Annotated in this window: 14 protein-coding genes and 1 tRNA gene; 12 read left to right on the forward strand and 3 right to left on the reverse strand. The window is 27.0% G+C overall.

The genetic code is table 11. The features are described from left to right. Nucleotides 1-49: 49 nt before the first annotated feature. Nucleotides 50-1,639, forward strand: a complete 1,590-nt coding sequence (locus Q0617_RS03570) for an ATP-binding cassette domain-containing protein (RefSeq protein ID WP_298750564.1) — start codon at nucleotides 50-52, stop codon at nucleotides 1,637-1,639. Between the two features lie 22 nt (nucleotides 1,640-1,661). Here Q0617_RS03570 and Q0617_RS03575 read toward each other — a convergent pair whose 3' ends face one another. The 3 genes from Q0617_RS03575 to Q0617_RS03585 form a co-directional block, all read right to left on the reverse strand. After that, nucleotides 1,662-2,141, reverse strand: a complete 480-nt coding sequence (locus tag Q0617_RS03575; protein ID WP_298750566.1) for an acyl-CoA thioesterase — start codon at nucleotides 2,139-2,141, stop codon at nucleotides 1,662-1,664. Nucleotides 2,142-2,251: 110 nt separating this feature from the next. Continuing rightward, the gene (gene ligA / locus Q0617_RS03580; RefSeq protein WP_298750568.1) at nucleotides 2,252-4,198 is read right to left on the reverse strand and encodes an NAD-dependent DNA ligase LigA; all 1,947 of its coding nucleotides are present in this window, start codon (nucleotides 4,196-4,198) and stop codon (nucleotides 2,252-2,254) included. A gap of 10 nt (nucleotides 4,199-4,208) precedes the next feature. Beyond that, complete coding sequence (locus Q0617_RS03585) at nucleotides 4,209-4,913, reverse strand: class I SAM-dependent methyltransferase (protein ID WP_298750570.1); 705 nt, start codon at nucleotides 4,911-4,913, stop codon at nucleotides 4,209-4,211. A gap of 62 nt (nucleotides 4,914-4,975) precedes the next feature. Here Q0617_RS03585 and Q0617_RS03590 point away from each other — a divergent pair, with 62 nt between their 5' ends. The 11 genes from Q0617_RS03590 (at nucleotide 4,976) to Q0617_RS03640 (ending at nucleotide 14,738) form a co-directional block, all read left to right on the forward strand. Beyond that, entirely contained in the window at nucleotides 4,976-5,317 is a 342-nt protein-coding gene (locus Q0617_RS03590) for a hypothetical protein (protein ID WP_298750572.1), read from the forward strand. Nucleotides 5,318-5,350: 33 nt separating this feature from the next. Then, nucleotides 5,351-5,425, forward strand: a tRNA-Val gene (locus tag Q0617_RS03595). Between the two features lie 186 nt (nucleotides 5,426-5,611). After that, nucleotides 5,612-6,286: a response regulator gene (locus Q0617_RS03600; RefSeq protein ID WP_298750574.1), complete on the forward strand. Its 675-nt coding sequence runs from the start codon at nucleotides 5,612-5,614 to the stop codon at nucleotides 6,284-6,286. Nucleotides 6,287-6,289: 3 nt separating this feature from the next. Then, nucleotides 6,290-7,252 (forward strand): cytochrome-c peroxidase, encoded by a 963-nt coding sequence (locus Q0617_RS03605; RefSeq protein WP_298750580.1) that lies wholly within the window; start codon nucleotides 6,290-6,292, stop codon nucleotides 7,250-7,252. Between the two features lie 65 nt (nucleotides 7,253-7,317). Next, nucleotides 7,318-8,742, forward strand: a complete 1,425-nt coding sequence (locus tag Q0617_RS03610; RefSeq protein WP_298750582.1) for an ATP-binding protein — start codon at nucleotides 7,318-7,320, stop codon at nucleotides 8,740-8,742. 149 nt (nucleotides 8,743-8,891) lie between these two features. Further along, on the forward strand, nucleotides 8,892-9,860 hold the full coding sequence (locus Q0617_RS03615; protein WP_298751178.1) for a cytochrome-c peroxidase: 969 nt from the start codon (nucleotides 8,892-8,894) through the stop codon (nucleotides 9,858-9,860). A gap of 319 nt (nucleotides 9,861-10,179) precedes the next feature. Continuing rightward, nucleotides 10,180-12,024, forward strand: a complete 1,845-nt coding sequence (locus tag Q0617_RS03620; RefSeq protein WP_298750584.1) for a 7TM diverse intracellular signaling domain-containing protein — start codon at nucleotides 10,180-10,182, stop codon at nucleotides 12,022-12,024. After that, a complete protein-coding gene (locus Q0617_RS03625) occupies nucleotides 12,017-12,703 on the forward strand; it encodes a response regulator (protein ID WP_298750585.1) in 687 nt (228 codons plus the stop codon). Before Q0617_RS03620 ends, Q0617_RS03625 begins: the two co-directional genes overlap by 8 nt. Before the next feature lie 60 nt (nucleotides 12,704-12,763). Next, a complete protein-coding gene (locus Q0617_RS03630; protein WP_298750586.1) occupies nucleotides 12,764-13,525 on the forward strand; it encodes a hypothetical protein in 762 nt (253 codons plus the stop codon). An 85-nt stretch (nucleotides 13,526-13,610) separates the two neighbouring features. Beyond that, complete coding sequence (locus Q0617_RS03635; protein WP_298750587.1) at nucleotides 13,611-14,300, forward strand: response regulator; 690 nt, start codon at nucleotides 13,611-13,613, stop codon at nucleotides 14,298-14,300. 60 nt (nucleotides 14,301-14,360) lie between these two features. Next, on the forward strand, nucleotides 14,361-14,738 hold the full coding sequence (locus Q0617_RS03640) for a DUF302 domain-containing protein (RefSeq protein WP_298750589.1): 378 nt from the start codon (nucleotides 14,361-14,363) through the stop codon (nucleotides 14,736-14,738). Nucleotides 14,739-14,740: the final 2 nt, after the last annotated feature.

Raw genomic sequence — 14,740 nt, forward strand, 5'->3', positions numbered from 1 at the left:
TACTTTAGTTAAAATCGCGAATTACTAAAACAACAATTAGGAAAAATATATGGTTCAAACAGTCAATTTAAAAAAATCATTTGGTGCAAGGGTTTTATTTCAAGAAATAAACCTAAAACTAGATGCTGGGAAAAGATATGGTTTAATTGGTGCTAATGGTGCTGGTAAAACTACATTTTTAAAAATTTTATCTGGAGAAGAAGAAGCAACAGAGGGTGAAGTACAAGTTCAAAGTGGGAAAAAAGTTGGAACTTTAAGTCAAAATCAATTTGCTTATGAAACATATAGTTTATTTGATACAGTTTTACTTGGAAACAAAAGATTATACGATGCTATTAAAGAAAAAGAAAAACTTTATATGGAAGAGTATACAGATGAAATAGGTGAAAGATTAGGTGAGTTAGAAATAATTTGTTGCGAAGAAGATCCAACTTATGAATATGATGTTAAAATTACTAAAATCTTAGAAGATTTAGGTTTTCCAGCTGCTGAACATCAAGAACTTATGTCAACACTAACTGGTGGAAATAAATTCAAAGTATTATTAGCACAAGTTTTATATCCAAAACCTGATGTACTATTCTTAGATGAGCCTACAAATAACCTTGATATTGAAACAATTGGATGGCTAGAAAATCAATTACAACACCATGATGGAACTATGGTAGTTATCTCACATGATAGACACTTCTTAAACGCAGTTTGTACGCACATCTTAGATGTTGATTACAAACAAATTAGAGAGTTCAGTGGTACATATGATGACTGGTATATCGCTTCTACTTTAATTGCAAAACAGCAACAAACAGATGTAAGTAAAAAGTTAAAAGAGAAAGAAGAGTTAGAGAAATTTATTGCTAGATTTAGTGCAAATGCATCAAAAGCAAAACAAGCAACATCTAGACAAAAACAACTTGATAAGTTAGATGTTGGAGCTATTCAAGTTTCAAGTAGAAGAGACCCTTCAATTATCTTTAGACAAAAAAGAGAAGTAGGTAAAGAGTTACTTACTGTTAGAAATATCTCTAAGTCATATGATGGAGAGCAAGTTTTAAATGATATCTCACTTACAGTTGAAAAGGGTGATAAGATTGCACTTATAGGACCAAATGGTATTGGTAAAACAACTTTATGTGAAATAATGATGGAAAATATAAAACCTGATAGTGGTGAAGTTTTTTGGGGTGCAACTATTCAAAATGGTTATTTTCCTCAAAATGCAACTGATATAATCAAAGGTGAAATGACACTATATGATTGGCTAAGAGATTTCGATAGAGATGCAGATATTTCGGAGATAAGAAACTGTCTTGGAAGAATGCTATTTAATGGTCAAGAACAAGAGAAAAAAGTAAGTGCTTGTAGTGGTGGGGAAAAACATAGAATGTGGCTTTCTAAGATTATGTTAGAACAACCAAACTTTATGATACTAGATGAGCCAACAAACCACTTGGATTTAGAAGCAATTATTGCATTGGGTGAAGGACTTTTAGAGTACCCAGGTTCTGTAATTTGTGTATCACACGATAGGGAATTACTTGATGCTTATGCAAATAGAATTATTGCGATTCAAAATGATGGTTCTATAGTTGACTTTAAAGGTACTTACGAAGAGTATATCGATTCAAAAGAAGCATAAGCTTCTTTTGTAAGAGTATTTATTATATTTTTGTAGCGTGTTTTGAAGACATTCTTTGCTCTCTTCTTTTGATTGCATCGTTATATCTTCTTTTTTCATCTTCTGTTTTTGGCTCTAACTTTGGAACAGATATTGGTTTCCAATCTTCATCAACTGCAACCATAGTAAAATAACAAACATTTGTATTTTTGATTGTGTGGTCTTTGATATCTTCAGAAATTACTTTAATCCCAATCTCCATTGATGTTCTTCCCACATAGTTAACTGATGCATGAAAAGTAACAAGAGAACCAATTTTTATTGGATCTTTAAATAAAACCATATCAACTGATAGGGTAACAGCATATCCACCTGAATATCTAGCAGAACATGCATATGCAACATGGTCTAGCATTTTTAGAATTTCTCCACCATGTACATTTTGCCCACTAAAGTTCGCTTTATCAGGAGTCATTAACATTGTCATTGTAAGAGATTTCTCACCTTTTACTGTATTACTCATATAAAACCTTTTGTAAAATATCTCTTAATTATAGACTAAAAATATATAAATATATAATAAAAACTTATTTTGAGATGATGTAAAATTAAAATTTTATTAAAAAGTAACACCTAAATCATATTATTCATTTCTTCTTCATTTATGGTTTTTACATTTAAATCAACAGCTTTATCATATTTACTTCCAGCATCTTCGCCATATATTACATAATCAGTCTTCTTAGATACACTTGAACTTACCTTTGCACCTAAAGCTTCAAGTTGTTTTTTTATCTCTCCACGGCTTACACTCATAGTTCCTGTTATAACAACAGTTTTACCTTTAAAAGCATTTTCACTTACTTCTATTTTTTCTTCAACTGTTGGATTTATAGTTTGAATTAATTTTCCAACAAGTTCTTTATTTACTCTCATAAACTCTACAAATGAGTTTGCCATTTGTTCACCTATACCATCAAGTGCTACAAGAGAATCAAAATCAACAGTTACCACACCTAATCCAAACTCTAAGCATATTTGCTTAGAAGCGACTTCTCCAATATGTTCAATACCAAGGGCATTTATAACTCTATGCAATGAACTATTTTTAGTATTTTCAATGGCATTTAAAAGATTATTTATCTTTTTTTCTTTGAATCCTTCAAGGTTTTCTAAATCTTCATATTTAAGTGAGTATAAATCAAGTATGTCATATATCTTCTTTTCTCTAACTAATATTTCAACAATTTTATTTCCTAATCCATCTATGTTCATACAATTTTTACTTGCAAAATATATTATAGAGTTTACAATTATTGAAGGACAGTCAAGGTTTTGACACTTTATTAGTGTACCTTCATCTAAAAGTTCACTTTGACATTTAGGGCATGTTGTTGGGCGAGGAATTTCTATTTGGCTTCCATCTCTTCTATCTGTAAAGACTTTAGTAATCTTAGGAATAATATCTCCACTTTTTATAATAATAACTTGGTCATTTATTCTTAAGTCAAGTCTTGCTATTTCATCATAATTGTGTAAACTAGCTCTCTCAACTGTTGAACCATCTATTAAAGTTGGTTCTACAATTGCAACAGGAGTTATTACTCCTGTTCGTCCTACTTGTTGGATTATATTTTTTATAGTAGTTGTTTTCTCAACTGCAGGGAATTTATAAGCACAAGACCATCGTGGAAACTTTACTGTATAAGCTAACTCATCTTGGGTTTCTATATCATTGATTTTTATTACCATACCATCAAGCATCATCTCTATGCTATTTCTTGAAGCTATTATTTTATGATATAACTCTTCAATTCCTTCTACTGTTGTAGTTTTTGTAGTCATTGGAGGATGAACAAAGCCTAGTGAATAGATATATTCCATCATATCTGAGTACTTGTCAAAATCTAAAGAGTTTTGTCCCACTCCCCAAACATTAAAAAATAGTTTTCTCTTAGCTGTAATATTAGGGTCTAGTTGTCTTAAACTTCCTGCTGCTGCATTTCTAGGGTTTGCAAATAGTTGTTCGCCATTTTTTGCTCTCTCTTGATTTATCTTTTCAAAGTCAGCTTTTTTGATAACGATTTCACCTCTTATTTCTATAAGAGATTGTTCTTTTATTTGAAGAGGAATTGAGTGTATTGTTTTAACATTATTGCTTACATCTTCTCCGATACTTCCATCACCTCTTGTGATAGCTTGTTTTAATACTCCATTTTCATAGATGAGATTCAAGCTTGCCCCATCAAATTTAGGTTCACAATAAAATTCTAGATTTGTATTAACCTTATGGGCTCTTTTTATCCAATCTTCCAATTCATTCGTATTAAAAACATCTTCTTGAGACCACATACGAGACAGATGAGAAGCTTTTTCAAAGCCTTCTAAAACAAAACCACCCACTCTTTTATTTGGCGAGTTTGGATGGGATAGAGTAGGGTTTTCTTGCTCAAAAGCTAAACATTCACGTGAGAGCTTATCATACTCTTCATCACTTGCTTGAGGGTTGTCTTCTACATAATAGGCTATTGCCCAAGATATTAATATATTTATTTTTTCATTGTATTGGTTTTGTGTCATTATTCTCTTCTTAAATTTTTTGTAAAATATCAACCCTAAAAGGTTTTTTAAATGTTACTGGGTTATTGTTTTGTATATATTTATTAAACTTTTTTTCTACTTCTTTTTCTAGCTCTTTTGAAATTTTGTTATCGTTAAATGTTACATTCATAATTTTTGATTGAAACTCTTCAAAATCATTATAGGTAACAGGTGAATAAAAAAATATCTCTTGAAAAAGTTTAAACTCTTCCTTCTCAACTGAACTTTTTATGGCATTAAAAGCTTCTACTCTTACTTGTTCTTCATTATGAAAAAGAGCAATAATATCACTTAAATCACCAGTAAATAGGGGCTCAGATATATAAACCAAGCCATTTGGTTTTAGTACTCTTTTTATTTCACTTAATGCTTTTGGCATAAGATTTATAGGTATATGATGAAAAGATTTAAACATAAAAATCATATCAACGCTTTCATCTTCCATATCAATATTTTCAGCCCCACAAAGTTTGAACTCTATATTTTCATAAGTTTTTTGAATATTCTTTTTGTGTTGTATTTCATCTACTTCACAAGCAATAACTTTCCTATCAAAACCATTACTTGCAATATCAATTGTTTTTGAAGCAGCTCCACAGCCCAATTCTAGAATGATTTTATTGTTTAAGTTTAGAGTTTCAATTAAGTAGTCTTCGTTTAATTCTTGAGTTATATTTGTATCTATTAATTTCATGCAAAATTATATCATTTTAAACTAATATTTTTTTTGATATAATAATAGACTTTGGAGAAAAAATGAGTTATTTAGATATTTGTATATTAGGTTGGAACTTAAATGCTTTAATGTTTGTTACAAACTTACTGCTTGCTGTTAGGGTGATAAGAGCAAATAATGTTGATGAGATAGAAGAGCAAACTAGATTTTTAGAAGAGTTAAAATTTGAGTTTGATAAATACTATCCTAATAGAAAAATAGAGATTATAATCTCTTATTTAGTTCCCTTTACTGCATTTTTTAGAATGACACTAAGACTTTTAGAAATGTTTCTTTTTTTTACAAAAAATAAAAATACTACAATGTATGACTTTATGGTTTATAAATATTCATATGACATACAAAAAGCTAAATCAAAATAATATTTAGTTAATATCTCAATTATTAAAATCTATGTTTGATTAGCTCAGGGGTAGAGCACTACGTTGACATCGTAGGGGTCACTGGTTCAAATCCAGTATCGAACACCATCTAAATTACTATTAAGTACTCTTAAATATGTGCTTTATCTATAATCAATTTACTTTAAGTCTAATAAATTAAGAATATATAATTGAATAAGCATTTTCTGTATTCTATAAGATATAATAAGATTTAGAATCTTTATTCCATTATTATAGAACTATATTTTTACTTTTATTCAAAAGGGCATTTATATGAAAAATTTAAAAAACATAAAAATATTATATATAGATGATGAACAATTTATTAGAGAAGATGCTGTTGAATATCTTAGTTTTTACTGTGATAATGTATATGAGGCAAATGACGGATTAGATGGATTGGAGAAGTATAAAGAGCTAAAGCCTGATATTATTATAACAGATATAAAAATGCCAAAATTAAATGGTATTGAGATGATAAAAGAGATACGAAAAAGTGATAAAAATACTAAAATTGTCATTGCTACCGCATTTTTAGAAACTTCTTATTTACTTGAAGCAATAGAACTTGGACTTATAAAATATCTTGTAAAACCTATAATGGAAGATGCTTTATTACCTGTACTTGAAAGTTGTACAGATGATATTATCCAAAAGTCTTCTATATTTAATATTTATGGTGGATATAAATTTGACATATTAAACCAAACACTTTTTTTAAATAAAGAACAAATAGCACTTACAAAGAAAGAATTACACTTTTTAGAACTATTAATAAAAAACTCTAAACGTGCAGTAAAATATGATGAGTTTAGTAACTACGTTTGGGATGGCTATATGACTGAAGATTCTTTACGTGCTATTGTGCGAGAACTTAGAAAAAAAATTTCAAAACAGAGTATAAAAAATATATCTGGTATTGGATACCAAATTAATTTAATAGGCTAAAAAATGTATAGATATTTATTGATGTTATTAATGTTTTTTTTAACACTTTATTCAAATGAACCTATACAACCACTGCCCGAAACAATCAAATATGATAGAGAAAAAGCACTTCTTGGTAAAAAACTCTATTTTGACCCACTTTTATCAAGGGATAATACAATATCCTGTGCAAGCTGTCATAACCTTGACCTAGCTGGAGTAGATAATCTTCAATTCTCTTATGGAATAAAAGGGCAAAAAGGAATCATAAATACTCCTACTGTGTTAAATTCAATATTCAACTTTAGACAAATGTGGGATGGAAGAACAAAAACATTAACCCATCAAGTACAATTTCCTATAACCAATCCAATAGAAATGGGGAATAGTTTTGAAAACCTTATTAAAATATTGAGAAAAAAATCTTATTATAATAAGACATTTAATGCTCTTTATTCAAATGGAATTACAAAAGAAAATATTGGTGATGCGTTAGAAGAGTTTCAAAAAACACTTATAACTCCAAGTGCATTTGATGATTATCTAAGAGGCAATAAAAATGCTATTACTGAAAATCAGAAAAAAGGATTTGAACTTTTTAATAAAAAAGGGTGTGTTTCTTGCCATAATGGTATAAATATAGGCGGTGGTCTGTATGCCCAATTTGGTTTAACAAATGAAGCTATTGCAAAAAATTTGATAAATGAAAATACAGATAATAATTCCTTTAAGAATGGATATAATCCAGACTTAGGTCTTTATAATATAACAAAAAACGATTTTGATAAATTCTATTTTAAAGTACCAACATTAAGAAATGTAGCTCTAACATATCCATATTTACACAATGGTCGGATAAAAACTTTAAATGAAGCTATAAGTTCAATTGCAAAAGCTCAATTGGGTCTAGATCTAACAAAAGAAGAAACTTTTTTAATTGAAGAGTTTTTAAAATCTTTAAGTGGCAAAGTAACAATAATAGAATGAAAGAATATTTAATAAAAAACAATATCTATATAGTTTTGATAACTTTACTTATACTTTTTTTCCTAATGATTTATACAATTGTTGTACATAAAAAATATACGCAACTCTTTTTTGAACACAATGATCAAATAAATACAATTATAGCTCTAAACAATAAACTTAATAGTTATATTTTAGGTAATAGTGCTGTCAATAATTTTGATCTCTTAAATAAAGATATAGATAGAAGTTTAGAATCTATTGAAAAATTAAAAAATGATGCAATACTAAATAAATTTCAAAACTCTTATATAAAAGCATTAGATGATTTATATACTAAATTTAATAAAAAAATCATCTGGTTAGAAAGATTCAAAGCCAGAAGAGCAACAAATAAACAAACAATCTCCATTATTTTAGATAGATCACATAATGAGCTTTTAAACTTTGATATTCAGACAAAAAATAAACTCAATAATATAAGAATAGATATATTAGAAAAAATTGAACAAAATAGTTTTTACAATATTGATGTTGTTAAGCATTATGATCTAGAATTAGACAATAGTTTTTTAATAAATTTTTTAAATAAGGTTAAAACACTGCAAAAAAGCATTAACTTTCAATTAAAATATCAAGATATTGCTATAAACCATAGTATAGATAAACTCCTAAAAGAAACTAAGAACTTGCTATTTGAACAAAGAAAAAAAGCACAACATAGTGTCTATATAAGTTTAAATATATTATATGTACTGGTAACAATATTCTTAATACTTTTTACACTATTTTATAGAAAACTACAGCTATCACAAAAACAATTACAAAACCTTACATATCAAAGTAAACTTGCATCAATGGGAGAAATGATAGGTAATATTGCACACCAATGGAGACAACCACTAACACATATTTCATATATATTAATGAATATAAAAACAGCATATGAAAAAGATAAGTTAACACCGGAGTACTTTGAAAAAAAATCAAAACTAGCAAACTCTCAAATAAAATATCTCTCAGATACAATTGATGATTTTAGAGACTTTTTCAAAAATACAAATCAAAAAGAATCTTTTAATTTAAGTGTTTCTATAAAAGAGGTGACAAATCTTTTAAAAGATAGTTTTAAATCTCATAATATAAATATTGAGTATAATTTAGATGATAATATCTCTATAAAAGCGTATAGAGGTGAATTTTTACAAGTGCTTTTTAATATTCTTAATAATGCAAAAGATGAATTTATAAAAAAAGAATTAATAAATGCAAAACTAATAATAAAAACTTATACAAAAAAAGACACCATAAAAATAGAAATAAGCGACAATGCTGGTGGCATAAAAAATGAACTACTTGAAAAGATATTTGAACCATATTTTACTACAAAAGATAAAGGATTAGGTATTGGGCTTTATATGTCAAAGATTATTGTTGAAAAGAGTGATGCTAGGTTAGAAGTTCAAAATATTAAAGCTGGGGCTTCATTTATTATTACATTTAAAAAGTAAATTTTAATTCTTAGAAAAATTTTATTTTCTCATAATTTCCACATTTTTTTTTCTTATACTTCTTAATAAAACATTTTAAGGAGAGAAAAATGAAAAAAAAAGCTATGGTTTTAGTAACAGTTTTATTTGCAGGAGTAAGTGCTTTTGCAATGTCGGATTCAGAACTTTTAAAAAAAGCTGGTGATGCTGGTCTTAAAGCAATCCCAACTAGTCAATTAGAAATATTAAAACTTGTGGATAATCCAAAAAATCCAATTACAGATGCAAAAGTTGAGCTCGGTAAAAAGCTTTATTTTGATCCAAGACTTTCAAAAAGTGGAATTATTTCATGTAATACATGTCATAACTTAGGAATGGGTGGAGTTGATGGTGTAGGTGCAGCAGTAGGTCATAAATGGACTCCAAATCCAGCACACTTAAACTCACCAACAGTTTATAACTCAGTATTAAATAAAGTACAATTTTGGGACGGAAGAGATCCTCACTTAGAAGCTCAAGCACAAGGACCTATTCAAGCAGGTCCAGAAATGGCTGCGCCAAAAGGTTTAGTTGAAAAAAGAGTTCTTTCTATGCCTGCATATGTACAAGAGTTCAAAAAAGCTTATGGAGATAATATAAAAATTGATTTTGCACTAATTACTGACACAATTGCAGTATTTGAAAGAAAATTAATTACTCCTTCAAGATATGATGCATTTTTAAATGGGAACATGAATGCTTTAACTCCAAGTGAAAAAGAAGGTATGACTGTATTTATTGACAAAGGATGTGCTTCTTGTCACAATGATATTGGTCTTGGTGGAACTATGATGCCCTTTGATGCTAAAAAATATAATCTAAATGTAGGTGGATTTACTGGTACAAAAGATGGCATGGTTAAAACTCCAACACTAAGAAATATTGAAGAAACTGCTCCATATTTTCACAATGGAAATGTATGGTCTTTAAAACAAGCAGTAAAATTAATGGGTGATATTCAACTTGATATGAAAATCTCTGATAAAGATACTGATAAGATTGTAACTTTTTTAAATGCTTTAACAGGTGATAAACCAGATATTTCATATCCACAACTTCCCGTAATTACTGAAAAAACTCCAAAACCAGATATGAATTAAATGATTCTAGGGATTTGTTCCCTGGAGTCATTATTATCTAAAAGAATTAAAGCTTATTTTTTTAATATAATCAAAATTTAACAAAAAGCATTAAAACTATTTTTAAAATTTGAGAGGCATATATCCTGCCAACAAGAAGTAGGACACAAAGTTCTGACTATTATCTTTCTTTTAGAGAAGTTTTTACTAGTGGAAAGATTGTCCAAAAAAACTTGAAGTTTAGGACTTAATAGTAAAAGTGCGATAAAGTTTAATCGGTATTTATATGAATAATAATTTTTATCATGTATAATAAAGCATTAAAATTAGGCTTATACATATGAAACATTTAAAAATAATATTTTTCTTATTTATTACAACTTTTATTTACGCAAATCCAGTTACTGTGGATAATCAAACAAAATTTATTAACTTATTACCTCATAGTGAAATTTTTTTAGATAGAAGTAGAAATATGACTATAGACGAGATAGATAATTCTAGTCAACTATTTAAAAAAAATGATAAAAAGCTTTTAGGGTTTGGGTATTCACCAGATTTTGACGTTTGGATTAAATTTACTTTAAAAAACAACACAGATAAAGTCATTTCTAAAATTTTGGAATATGATAATCCACTTACTACAAATATAGAGTTTTATAATCCAAATAAAAATTATAAAAAAGAAGAAGATGGACTCTCTTTAAAAAATTTACATGAAACAATTATCAATCCTATTTTTATAATAGAACTAAAACCCAAAGAAAGTTCAACATACTATGTAAAAGCATCATCTTTTATTACTACATTAATTGTAAAGCTTAATTTATGGAATAGTGATAGCTTCTATAATAAAGAGATAAAACACCAACTTATTCTTGCACTATTTTTTGGAGCGATGTTAATACTTGCCTTATATAATCTATTTATTTTCTTTTTTACTAGGGATATTAGTTATTTATATTATGTTGTATATATGATTGGACTTATTATCCATCATCTATTATACGTTGGTATAGCAAATGCCTATTTTCTAACTAGTGAAAATATGACAATTATTATTTCTATGGCATCTTTTTTTGTAGCTCTTCCTGTATATGGGCTAGGACTTTTTACTAAAAGTTTTTTACAAACAAGTCAATACCCTATTCATAATAAGATATTAAATCTATTTTTAATTTTGATACCTATTTCTATTGGAGTTTTTCTATTAACACAAGGGTATGATAAATATAGAAATAGTATTACAATGATATTCTTGATATTTTTGATGTATATAACAATTTATGCCACAATAAAAAGAAACAAACAAGCGTATTTTATACTTTTTGGTTGGTTTATATTTTTATCTTCTGGAATATTAATGTTTTTATCAAGTGCTGGAATATTTGATATTTATGGCTATTCAAAGTATTTAATAGAGATTTCTTTTCTACTAGAAGCAGTGATTTTCTCTGTAGCATTAGCAAATAGAATTAATAGTTTGCAAAAAGAGAAAAATGAAGTAAATCAGAAATTAATAATTCAACAACAAAATGAAACAAAAAGACTTGAAAAAAGTGTTGAAGAGAAAACAAAAGACTTAAAATATGCACTAGATGAAAAAGAGCTGCTTTTAAAAGAATTAAATCATAGAGTAAAAAATAATATGCAAACTATAGTCTCTTTAATAAGACTTCAAAATGATGAAATAGAAGATAAGAAGTTGCAAGATATACTAATAACTATCCAAAATAGAATTAATGCAATGGGTCATCTACATGAGCTTTTATATAATCAAAATGATATAACAGATATCAATGCCTATGAATATTTTGATTTACTTATAGAAGAGATAAAAGATAGCTATGAAAGTGATATTGAAATAAATTTTGATATTCAAACTAGATTAAAAATAGAACAAGCTATATATTGTGGACTTATCATTAATGAATTGGTTACAAACTCTTTAAAATACGCTTTCCCAGCAAAAGAAGGGAATATAACAATTAGTTTGAAAAAGATTGAACAAAATGTACAACTAATAATAAAAGATGATGGAATAGGATTTGATGAAAAAAATAAAAAACAATCTTTAGGTTTAACTTTAGTAAATACTTTATGTGAAAATCAATTGGGAGCAAATATAAAAATACAATCAAATGATGGTGTAACTATCACTATTATTTGGGAAGATAATGAATAATATAAAAATACTAATAGTAGAAGATGAAAGTATAGTTTCTCTTGATATAAAACGCACATTAAATAGTTTTGGATATAAGAATGTAGAATGTGTATCAAATTATGATTCTGCTATTAGTAGCGTACAAATTTATAAACCTTCAATAATATTAATGGATATCAATTTAAAAAATAGTAAAAATGGAATCGATACTGTAATTGATATTCAAAAAATAGAAAATATACCAATCATATATCTTACTGCATATTCAGATGAAGATACTATATTTAAAGCAATTCAAACTAATCCTATTGGGTATTTAATTAAGCCGTTTAAAAGGGAAGAGTTAAAATCTACAATCATGCTTTGTATATATAAAATTAACAACTCAGATATTAAAAAAAGTGTAAATATTAATAAAAGTTTGGGCTTTAACTTTTATTATGACTTAAAAAATGAAATACTTTTTTATAATCAATTGCCAATAAAATTAGGACTAAAAGAGAAAAAATTATTAACACTTTTAGTTGAAGCAAATGGTAATATTGTATCTTTTAGTGAAATTGAATATTTACTTTGGCCAGATGCACCTGTATCTAATAGTACATTAAGAACTTTAATTTATAGATTACGGTCTAAATTAGAGTATAAAATTATTGAAACAATTTCCTCAATTGGTTGTAAAGTAACTTCTACTTAATAGTTTGTGACGCTAAATGTGACGCATACTGATTAAAGTTTGTCCTAAAAAGGACAAGCTATGATTAACCTAAACAAAAATATCTCCCTAAATTTACTTCAAGAATTTGTTAAACAAAATATCCAAGAAAGAGTGGATTATTTACCTAAAGGTTTTTATAAAGAACAAAAATATGCATTAGAAACTTTTCAAAAAAGAATATTTTTAGAAAGTATCATTGATGAAAGCATAACATTTAATAAAAAATTATCTTGGAATGTAGAGAATAAAAATCTTAGTCTAATAAGTACAGCAGAGGAGTTAGTTCAAGTGTTTAAATTAAGAAGTGATGTATTTAGAGAGATAAATTATCAAAATGAGTTTCCAGATACAATAGAAGGTTTAAATTTTGATATATATGATAAGACATCAGCAATAATATATTATAAAAACAATAAAGAAGTGACGGCAACCATAAGATTAATTTTTGATTCTAGCAATAAGTTACCATCTGAAGAAAAATGTTCATTTGATAATATGAGAGAAAAGTATGCATGTATTGGTGAAATTTCAAGGAATATTGTAAAAACTAGAGGCAGTGGATTAAATCAGGAGTTTAAATATTTGATGTGTGGCATTTATAATATTTTTATTAATAATAATATTGATATTGCATTGTCGGGCATAAAAAAAGAGCATTATAAATTATTTGAGAAACTTGGAGGTGTTGAGATTTATGAAGAGTTAAGTACTTATGGAAGTTTTGATACACCATGTCTTATAATTTCTTATAACCCAAATTTAGCTTCAAAGTTTTTTAAAAAAGTTTTTCTAGGATTGTAACAAATTTAATGATTTTGTGACAAAATATGTGACAATAAAATGTTATCATTTTAATGTAATTAAAAATAACTAAAGAGAATAAAAAATGAATAAAACTAAAATATTAATCGTAGAAGATGAGAGTATTGTTGCACTTGATATGAAAAAGACTTTACAAAAATTTAATTATAATGTTAGTAATTGTGTAACAAATTATGATGATGCTATAAGTAGTGTTAAATTTGATAGACCAGATATAATTTTAATGGATATTAATCTTGGGAAAAGCAAAGATGGTATTGAAGTTGTTGAGGAAATTCAAACTTTTGAGAATATTCCTATCATATATATAACAGCTTTTTCAGATGAAAATACAATTAATAGGGCTATTAAAACAAATCCTGTAAGTTATTTATTAAAACCTTTTAAAAGAGAAGAGTTAAAATCTAACATAATGTTAGGTCTGTATAAAAATAAAGCAATAGATAAAAGTAATATAAACAACGAGTATCAAAGCTTAGGTAATAATTATTACTTTGATAATAAAAATGAAAAGTTATTTTATAATGATTTAGCTGTAAAACTTGGAAGTAAAGAGGTCTCTCTTATAAAAATTCTAATTGAATATAAAGGGGAGTTTGTATCTTTTGAAGAATTAGAATCAAGGATTTGGACAAACAATGCAATTTCTGATAGTACATTGAGAACATTAATCTATAGATTAAGAAGTAAATTAGAGTATAAAGTAATAGAATCAATACCAACTCTGGGATGCAGAATAATTGTGAATAATTAAAAGTAATTTTTATAGCTTTTAGTTATACTTTAATTCAAGATTATAAAATTAGGATAGAAAATGGTTTATATTGAAAAAAGTAAAAAAAGTGTGCAAGAAGTAGTAGATAAAATACAAGAGATTATTTCAGATTTTAAGTTTGGTGTTTTACATATTCATAATGTAAAAGAGACATTAAACTCAAAAGGGATTGACTTTAAAAATGAGTGTCAGATATTAGATATTTGTAATCCAAAGGTTGCAGAAGTGTTTTTAAGTGAGGATATGAGTCTAAGTTCAATAATGCCTTGTAAAATTTCTGTTTATAAAGAAGGCAAAGAGACTACAGTTGCTACAAATTCATTGGTACAACTTGTAGATGATATAAATCCTGATATGATAGATATAGCACAAAGTGCACAAGAAACTATTTTAAAAATTATAAAAGAGGCTATTTAGCC

This window comes from uncultured Arcobacter sp. (genome assembly GCF_937982575.1).
In the GTDB taxonomy this organism is placed as follows: Bacteria; Campylobacterota; Campylobacteria; order Campylobacterales; family Arcobacteraceae; genus Arcobacter.